General features: G+C 65.5%; 7 protein-coding genes. 1 reads left to right on the forward strand and 6 read right to left on the reverse strand.

Annotated elements, in window-relative coordinates; translation table 11 throughout:
• The first annotated feature begins 4 nt into the window (after positions 1–4).
• On the forward strand, positions 5–1441 hold the full coding sequence (locus BLX41_RS12645) for an FAD/NAD(P)-binding protein (protein ID WP_123725146.1): 1437 nt from the start codon (positions 5–7) through the stop codon (positions 1439–1441).
• Positions 1442–1497: 56 nt separating this feature from the next.
• Here the strand turns inward: BLX41_RS12645 and BLX41_RS12650 are convergent, their stop codons facing one another.
• The 6 genes from BLX41_RS12650 to BLX41_RS12675 all read right to left on the reverse strand — a co-directional run bounded on the left by BLX41_RS12650 (position 1498) and on the right by BLX41_RS12675 (position 7053).
• The gene (locus BLX41_RS12650) at positions 1498–2604 is read right to left on the reverse strand and encodes a Gfo/Idh/MocA family protein (RefSeq protein WP_123725147.1); all 1107 of its coding nucleotides are present in this window, start codon (positions 2602–2604) and stop codon (positions 1498–1500) included.
• A 230-nt stretch (positions 2605–2834) separates the two neighbouring features.
• Entirely contained in the window at positions 2835–3602 is a 768-nt protein-coding gene (locus tag BLX41_RS12655) for an SDR family oxidoreductase (protein ID WP_123725148.1), read from the reverse strand.
• A gap of 38 nt (positions 3603–3640) precedes the next feature.
• Complete coding sequence (locus tag BLX41_RS12660) at positions 3641–4708, reverse strand: phosphotransferase family protein (protein ID WP_123725149.1); 1068 nt, start codon at positions 4706–4708, stop codon at positions 3641–3643.
• A 305-nt stretch (positions 4709–5013) separates the two neighbouring features.
• Positions 5014–5964: a 2-hydroxyacid dehydrogenase gene (locus BLX41_RS12665; protein WP_123725150.1), complete on the reverse strand. Its 951-nt coding sequence runs from the start codon at positions 5962–5964 to the stop codon at positions 5014–5016.
• A gap of 16 nt (positions 5965–5980) precedes the next feature.
• On the reverse strand, positions 5981–6376 hold the full coding sequence (locus tag BLX41_RS12670) for a VOC family protein (protein WP_123725151.1): 396 nt from the start codon (positions 6374–6376) through the stop codon (positions 5981–5983).
• Positions 6377–6510: 134 nt separating this feature from the next.
• Positions 6511–7053, reverse strand: coding sequence for a cysteine hydrolase family protein (locus tag BLX41_RS12675; protein ID WP_123725152.1), 543 nt, complete (start codon positions 7051–7053; stop codon positions 6511–6513).
• Between the last annotated feature and the right edge of the window lie 168 nt (positions 7054–7221).

A 7221-nucleotide genomic window follows, 5' to 3' on the forward strand; every position in this document is an offset into this window, starting at 1 on the left:
TGCCATGAGCCAGACCCACACCGCACAGGCCACCCCGGCTACCCCTGATGCCGACATCCTGATTGTCGGCGGCGGCCTCAGCGGCGCCTTGCTGGCGGCGCAATTGCTGCGCCTGCCGGGGCGGCGGCGAATCCTGGTGATCGAACCCCGCAGCGAGCTGGGCCGCGGTGAGGCCTACAGTGCTGTCGAACTGGGGCATACCCTGAACGGCAACGCGGCACGGATGAGCGTCGATCCGGACAATGCCGACGACCTGACCCAATGGCTGACCCGGTACATTGCCGAAGGCGGCTGGCCGGAATCGCGCCTGCAGCCGGTCCCGGTCAGCGAACTGTTTCCACCTCGGGGGCTGTTTGGCGTCTATGTGCAGCAACGCCTGACCGAGGCGCTGTTGCTGGGCCTGGAACAGGGCTCCAGCCTGAGCCATGTGCGCGGCGAAGCGGTGGACCTGGAAACCGACAGTGACGGTGTCTGCCTGACGCTGGCGGACGGCCGTACGTTGCGCGGCGGGGTGGCGGTACTGGCCACCGGCATGTTCCCGGCGGCGCGCACACCGCAGACCCGGTCCAGCGGTCTGAATGCCGCGGCCCTGGACCCTTGGGACGTGGCTGCCATGGCCCGCCTGGACCCCGGCGCGCGGGTGCTGATCATCGGTTCCGGGCTGACCATGGTGGACGCCGTGGTGTCCCTGGAGCAGGCCGGGCATCGCGGGCCGATCGAGGTGTTTTCCCGGCACGGTCTGCTGCCCCATGTGCGACGTCAGCCGCCGGCCTGGGTGGACTTTCTCGCCGCCGACCGCAACCTGCGCAGCCCGCGACAACTGCTACGGGAGGTGCGGCGCCAGTGCCGCCAGGCCCAGGCCCGGGGCATCGACTGGCAAGCGCCGCTGGACACGGTGCGGGTGCATATCGGCCGGTTGTGGAGCCAGGCCTCGGATGGCCAGCGGCGCCAGTTCGTGCGCCATGTGCGGCCGTGGTGGGAGAGCCATCACCATCGCTCGCCGCCCTTGAGCGCCGAGCTGGTGGCGCGTCTGCACGCCGAGGGGCGCTTGCGGATTCATGCCGGGTCCTACCAGGGACTGGAACCTTCGGTTGCTGGTCGCCTGACGATCCGCCTGCGTTATCGCGGCACCGAGCACAGTGAACGCCTGGAAGGGGACGCACTGATCAACTCCAGCGGCATTGAATATGACTGGCGCCGGGTCGCTCGGCCCTTGCCCCAGCAACTGCTGGCCCGTGGCCTGGTCACTCCCGGGCCGTTGGCCCTGGGCATCAGCGCCACGGCAGACGGTGCCGTGCACAATGCCCGGGGCCAGGCGTCCGAGCGCCTGTTCGCCATGGGGCCGCCCTTGCGTGGCCTGTGGTGGGAAAGTACCGCGGTCACCGACGTCGCCCTGCAAGCCAAGGCCCTGGCCACCCACCTTGTCAACGTCCAGCCGTAGGAGCTGGCTTGCCAGCGAAGAGGCCCGCAAGATCGCCTTCGCCGGCAAGCCGGCTCCTACAATGCCACCCAGCGCTGTTCCTCGGCGGCAATGCGGATCGCCGCCGCCAGTCGCTCCACTTCCCAGGCTTCCTGGAAATCCGTGCCATCACGACCCTGTCCACCCAGGGCCATGATCAGTTCCTGCACCTCCAGGGTCTTGAGTTCGTTGTAGCCCAGCTGATGCCCCGGCGCCGGGCTGAAGGCCGCATAGCCCGGCAGCTCGGGCCCGGCCAGCAAGCGCTGGAAACCCTTCTGGCCGACCCGGTACAGGCGCAGCTCGTTCAAGCGCTCCTGGTCGAAGACGAGGGTGCCCAGGGTGCCGCTGATCTCGAAGCTCAGGTGGTTTTTGTAGCCATGCTTGATCCAGCTGCTGCTCAACGTACCCCGGGCACCATTGGCGAAACGCAACAAGGCGTGGGCCTGATCATCCACGGCAATGTGGCGCCGTTCCTGGCTGCCGGCGTGGGTCGGTCGTTGTTGATGCACCGTCTGCACATCGGCGCACACCGCCTGCACCGGCCCCATGAGAAAGCGCGCCATGGCCAGCAGGTGGCTGCCCAGGTCTGCCAGGGCGCCCCCGGCGTGCTGCGGGTCGCAACGCCAGGACCAGGGCGAGTCCGGATCGGCCATGAAGTCCTCGCTGAACTCCCCCTGGAAACTCACCAGTTGCCCCAGTTCGCCCTTGCCGATCAGCTCTCGGGCCAGGGTGATCATTGGATTGTGCTGATAGTTGTAGCCGACCCGGGTCACCACCCCGGCAGCCTGGGCGGCGTGGTGCATCTGCCGGGCCTCGTCGACGCTGATGGCCAGGGGCTTTTCGCAGTACACCGCCTTGCCCGCCGCCAGGGCCGCCATGGCCATGGGGAAGTGCAGATGGTTGGGGGTGGTGATGGCCACCAGATTGACCCGGGGATCGGCGATCAAGCGTTGCCAGTCGCTATGGGCGCGAGCAAAGCCCCAGACCCCGGCGCAGTGTTCGGCGCGCTGGGCGTCGGCATCGGCCAGGGCGGCCAGGTGCAGGCGCACCGGCAGTTCGAATACCGCGCTGACATTACGAAACGCCAGGGCGTGAGCCCGGCCCATGAAGCCGGTACCGATCAAGCCAATGCCAAGTTCATCCATAGCCGTACCTGCAGAATTATTGTTTTAGGAGCGGCTAGTTATGGAATAAATATTCGTTAATTGCAATTGCTGGAATTAAATTTTTGACGGACGCTGTAGGAGCCGGCTTGCCGGCGAAAGGGGCCGCTTGGGTTGCGCCGGGTTCAAGGCCCTCTTCGCTGGCAAGCCAGCTCCTGCGGGAAATGAAAAAGGCAGCCCGGGGGCTGCCTTTTCGGTGGCGCAAGCGGGCCTCAGGAGAGGAAACCCCCATCCACGTTCAGCGAAACGCCCGTGGTGTAGCTGGAGGCGTCGCTGGCCAGGTAGAGCACCGCGCCGGCCATTTCGCTCGGGTCGGCCACGCGCTTGAGGGGGATCTGCGCCAGGGCGGTCTTGAGGATCGCGTCGTTCTTCACCAGGGCCGAGGCGAACTTGGTGTCGGTCAGGCCCGGCAGCAAGGCGTTGCAGCGGATGCCGAACGGCGCGCATTCCTTGGCGAAGACCTTGGTCATGTTGATCACCGCGGCCTTGGTCACCGAGTAGATGCCCTGGAAGATCCCCGGCGAAATGCCGTTGATCGAGGCCACGTTGATGATGCTGCCGCCGCCGTTGTCGCGCATCAGCTTGCCGGCTTCCACCGACATGAAGAAATAGCCGCGGATATTGACGTCGACGGTCTTCTGGAAGGCCCCCAGGTCAGTGTCCAGGACGTTGCAGAATTGCGGGTTGGTGGCGGCGTTGTTGACCAGGATGTCCAGGCGGCCGAACTGCTCGCGAATCCCGGCGAAGACCTGGCTGATCTGTTCCATTTCACCGATGTGGCAGGCAATCGCCGTGGCCTTGCCACCGGCGGCGATGATGGCGTCGGCCACGTGCTGGCAGCCTTCGAGCTTGCGGCTCGACACGATCACGTGGGCCCCTTGCTGGGCCAGGAGCTTGGCGATGGCTTCACCGATGCCGCGGCTGGCGCCGGAGACGAAGGCGATCTTGCCGTCGAGGTCGAACAACTGAGTCTTGGACATGGTTTTTCCTTGCTGGGCTGTCGAGCGCGGGCGCGCGGTCAGAGGCTGGATTTATCGATGACCTGCAGGCTCATCTGCTCCAGCAGTTTGTTCATGTGAATGAACTGCGCGAAGCGTTTGTCCTGGGTCTGGCCGTGGTAGAAGCGGTAGTAGATCTGCTGCACGATGCCGGCCAGGCGGAACAGGCCGTAGGTGTAGTAGAAGTCGAAATTGCCGATCTGGATGCCGGCGCGTTCGGCGTAGTAATCGACGAATTCCTGGCGAGTCAGCATGCCCGGCGCGTTGCTCGGCTGGCGACGCATCAGTTGCACCGGCGCCGGGTCGGCGGCCTCGATCCAGTAGGCCAGGGTGTTGCCCAGGTCCATCAGCGGATCGCCCAGGGTGGTCAGTTCCCAGTCCAGCACGCCGATGATCTGCATCGGGTTGTCGGGGTCGAGGATGACGTTGTCGAAACGGTAGTCGTTATGGACGATGCTCGACGTCGGGTGGTCGGCGGGCATCTTGTCGTTGAGCCAGGTCTTCACGGTTTCCCAGTGCGGCGCGTCGGGGGTCAGGGCTTTCTCGTAGCGCTCGCTCCAGCCCTTGATCTGCCGCTGCACGTAGCCTTCGGGCTTGCCCAGGTCGCCCAGGCCGCAGGCGTTGTAGTCGACCCGATGCAGTTCGACGAAACGGTCGATGAAGCTCTTGCACAGGGCTTGGGTCTTGTCGGCATCCAGGCCCAGTTCCGCCGGCAGGTCGGACCGCAGGATGATGCCCTTGACCCGTTCCATGACATAGAACTCGGCGCCGATCACCGACTCGTCGGTGCAGTGCACATAGGCCTTGGGGCAGTAGGGGAAACCGTCCTTGAGCTGGTTGAGAATGCGGAACTCGCGGCCCATGTCATGGGCGGACTTGGCCTTGTGGCCAAATGGTGGGCGGCGCAGGACGAATTCCTGGTCGGGGTATTCCAGCAAGTAGGTGAGGTTCGAGGCTCCACCCGGGAACTGGCTGATCTGCGGCGTGCCGCTGAGGCCGGGAATATGCGCCTTGAGGTACGGATCGATCAGGTTGGCATCGAGCTCCTCGCCGGAGCGAGTACGGGTGGATTGGTCTGTAAGCGCCATGCTTATCCCTTCTGCTTATTCTGGAGGCCAGAGATTATTGGCTAATCTAATGCGCCTACCGGCCCCTCACAATCGCGGCGGGCCTTTATAGGTGCGCGTGTTGCTGGACAATCATTGCTTTTGATACAAGCGTTTGAATTTGGCCCCGTGTGTCTACGACCCGGTGCGACCAAGCCCCCGTAGGAGGCGGCTGGCCGGCGAAGGGCGGGTCATGACCGGCGCAGGCTTTCGCTGGCAAGCCAGCTCCTACACCAGCCGACAGAGTTTGTCCGCCCCACGAGCATAGGCGTTGACTCGGGGATGGGTCAGTTCGGTGTCGGCAGGGGCAGTGGGGTCAGCAGTGGCCGGCCCTCGAAGTGGGCCAGCAGGTTCTGGCCGACCATATCCACGGTGTCGCGGCTGGCCTGGGGCGAAAGGCCGGCGACGTGAGGGGTCAGCACCACATTGTCCAGCGCCTTGAAAGCGTCCGGCACTTGCGGTTCGTCATCGAACACGTCCAGGGCCGCGCCGGCAATCCGCCGCTGTTTCAGGACCTGCAGCAGGGCGTGGGTGTCCACCACGCTGGCCCGAGCGATGTTCACCAGGAAACCTTCGGCGCCAAGGGCTTCCAGTACCGGCTGGTCCACCAGGTGCCGGGTGTCGGCGCCGCCCGGGGTGGCGATCACCAGGGCGTCCGAGTCCCGGGCCAGCTCCAGCAGGGTCGGGCAAAAACGGTAGGGCTGGTCCGGCCGGGGCTGGCGGCTGTGATAACTCACGGTCATGTCGAACCCCAGGGCACAGCGCCGGGCGATGGCCTGGCCCACGGCGCCCAGCCCGAGGATGCCCAGGCGCATGCCGGCCAGGGACGGGCGCAGGACTTTTGGCCATTGTCCCTGGCGCACGGCGGCATCGGCCTGGGGAATGCCCCGGACCAGAGACAGCAACAGGGCCAGGGCATGATCGGCCACCGACGAGGCGTTGACCCCGGCGCCATTGGTCACGGCAATCCCGCGGTTGCTCGCCGCTTGCAGGTCGACCTGTTCATAGCCGGCACCGATCACGCAGATGATCTGCAGCCGGGGCAGGGCGTCGATTTCCGCCGCGGTCAGCCCCAGGGGGCCGCGGGTCAGCACGGCGTCGATCCGTGGGGCGTGGGCCTTGATGGCCTGGGCCCGTTCGGCGGGCGTGGGGGCCAGGATCAGATTGAAGCCCAGCGCTTCGAGCAATGGCAGGTAGGCGTTGACGTTCTCGACCAGGACCAGGACGGTGGCGCGCATGACGGTTCCTCAGCAGTTAATGGGGCAGGGGCTGGCGCAATTGAAAGATGTTGCCTTCCGGGTCGACGCCGTCGCAGACCTGCGCCCCCTTGAATGACCATTCACGCTCGGCCTCGTACAACCGGCCCCCGGCGCTGGCGGCCCGTTGCCTGGCCTGTTGCAGATCGGCGACGTGGAACAGCGGCTTGCACGCGCCATCGCTACGGGGCAGTGGCGGTTCCTGCACGACAATGCGCGCGGCAATCGCTGGAGGCACCTGGACCAGGGTCAGCTCGAAGCCCTGATGCACCAGTTGCTGGTAATCCGCCTGTTGCTCGGTGATGGGCCAGCCCAGCAGGTCGGCATAGAAGCGGGCGAGTGACGGCGGGTCGAGGCTGTAGAGGATGCAGCCGGCGATCGTGGTGGCGCTCATGGAGGGTTCCATACAGGCAGGGACGAAGGCTCAAGGGTGCGGGTTGCGAGGGATTTTGGCAATGCTCGCCGGCACCGTTCCCGGGGGCATCACGCCATGTTCGGCGTGCCCGGGACGGTGTGGCGGCGATGGGGTCAGAAGGTTACGTCGGCGGTTGTGGCCAGGCGCACGAAGGGGCCGTTCAGGGTGGCGTTATGGTGGGCGATGATGGTTCTTGCCCCGATCAGCGGCGTGTCCATGCAGGTATGGGCGTCCTCCACCAGCACGGCGGCAAAGCCCAGGTCGCCGGCGGCGCGGCAGGTGCTATCGACGCAGTACTGGGTCTTCATGCCGACGATCACCAGTTCATTGACCTGGGCCTCCTGCAGGCGCTCCGCCAGCCCGGTGCCGACAAAACAACTGGGGCGGGTCTTGTCCAGTACGCAGTCCAGCTCTTCATCTACTTCCAGGGTCGGCAGCAGTTGCCAGAAGGGGCTGCCAGCGGCAATCGGGGATTCGGCGGGGCCGGTATGGCGCACGGCGAAGATCGGCGCCCCGGCCTGGCGGGCGCGGCGGATCAGTTGGTTGATGTTTTCCAGGACCTGTTCGCGCTTGTAGGGCTTGTCCGGTCCATTGAACAACCCGACCTGCATGTCGATGACCAGCAGGGCGGCACGCTTGGCATTGGATGAAGGCATCTTGTCTCTCCTTGTAGTGCCAGGTGGACGGAGAAACAAAAGGCCCCGTCCATTGCTGGCGGGGCCTTGGTTTTACTGTGCTTGCATCATCCCGCACAGCCACCACACGACCCGCCGTAGGCAGTCGTGGTGGTAGAGGTAGGGTTGAGGGCGTAGATATTCATGGGG

Source organism: Pseudomonas protegens, assembly GCF_003732485.1.
Taxonomy (GTDB): domain Bacteria; phylum Pseudomonadota; class Gammaproteobacteria; order Pseudomonadales; family Pseudomonadaceae; genus Aquipseudomonas; species Aquipseudomonas protegens_B.

Bases quoted from the DNA above. Each gene is read 5' to 3' on its own strand.
- BLX41_RS12645 (WP_123725146.1), top strand. From the start codon at position 5: ATGAGCCAGACCCACACCGCACAGGCCACCCCGGCTACCCCTGATGCC.
- BLX41_RS12650 (WP_123725147.1), bottom strand. From the start codon at position 2,604: ATGGATGAACTTGGCATTGGCTTGATCGGTACCGGCTTCATGGGCCGG.
- BLX41_RS12655 (WP_123725148.1), bottom strand. From the start codon at position 3,602: ATGTCCAAGACTCAGTTGTTCGACCTCGACGGCAAGATCGCCTTCGTC.
- BLX41_RS12660 (WP_123725149.1), bottom strand. From the start codon at position 4,708: ATGGCGCTTACAGACCAATCCACCCGTACTCGCTCCGGCGAGGAGCTC.
- BLX41_RS12665 (WP_123725150.1), bottom strand. From the start codon at position 5,964: ATGCGCGCCACCGTCCTGGTCCTGGTCGAGAACGTCAACGCCTACCTG.
- BLX41_RS12670 (WP_123725151.1), bottom strand. From the start codon at position 6,376: ATGAGCGCCACCACGATCGCCGGCTGCATCCTCTACAGCCTCGACCCG.
- BLX41_RS12675 (WP_123725152.1), bottom strand. From the start codon at position 7,053: ATGCCTTCATCCAATGCCAAGCGTGCCGCCCTGCTGGTCATCGACATG.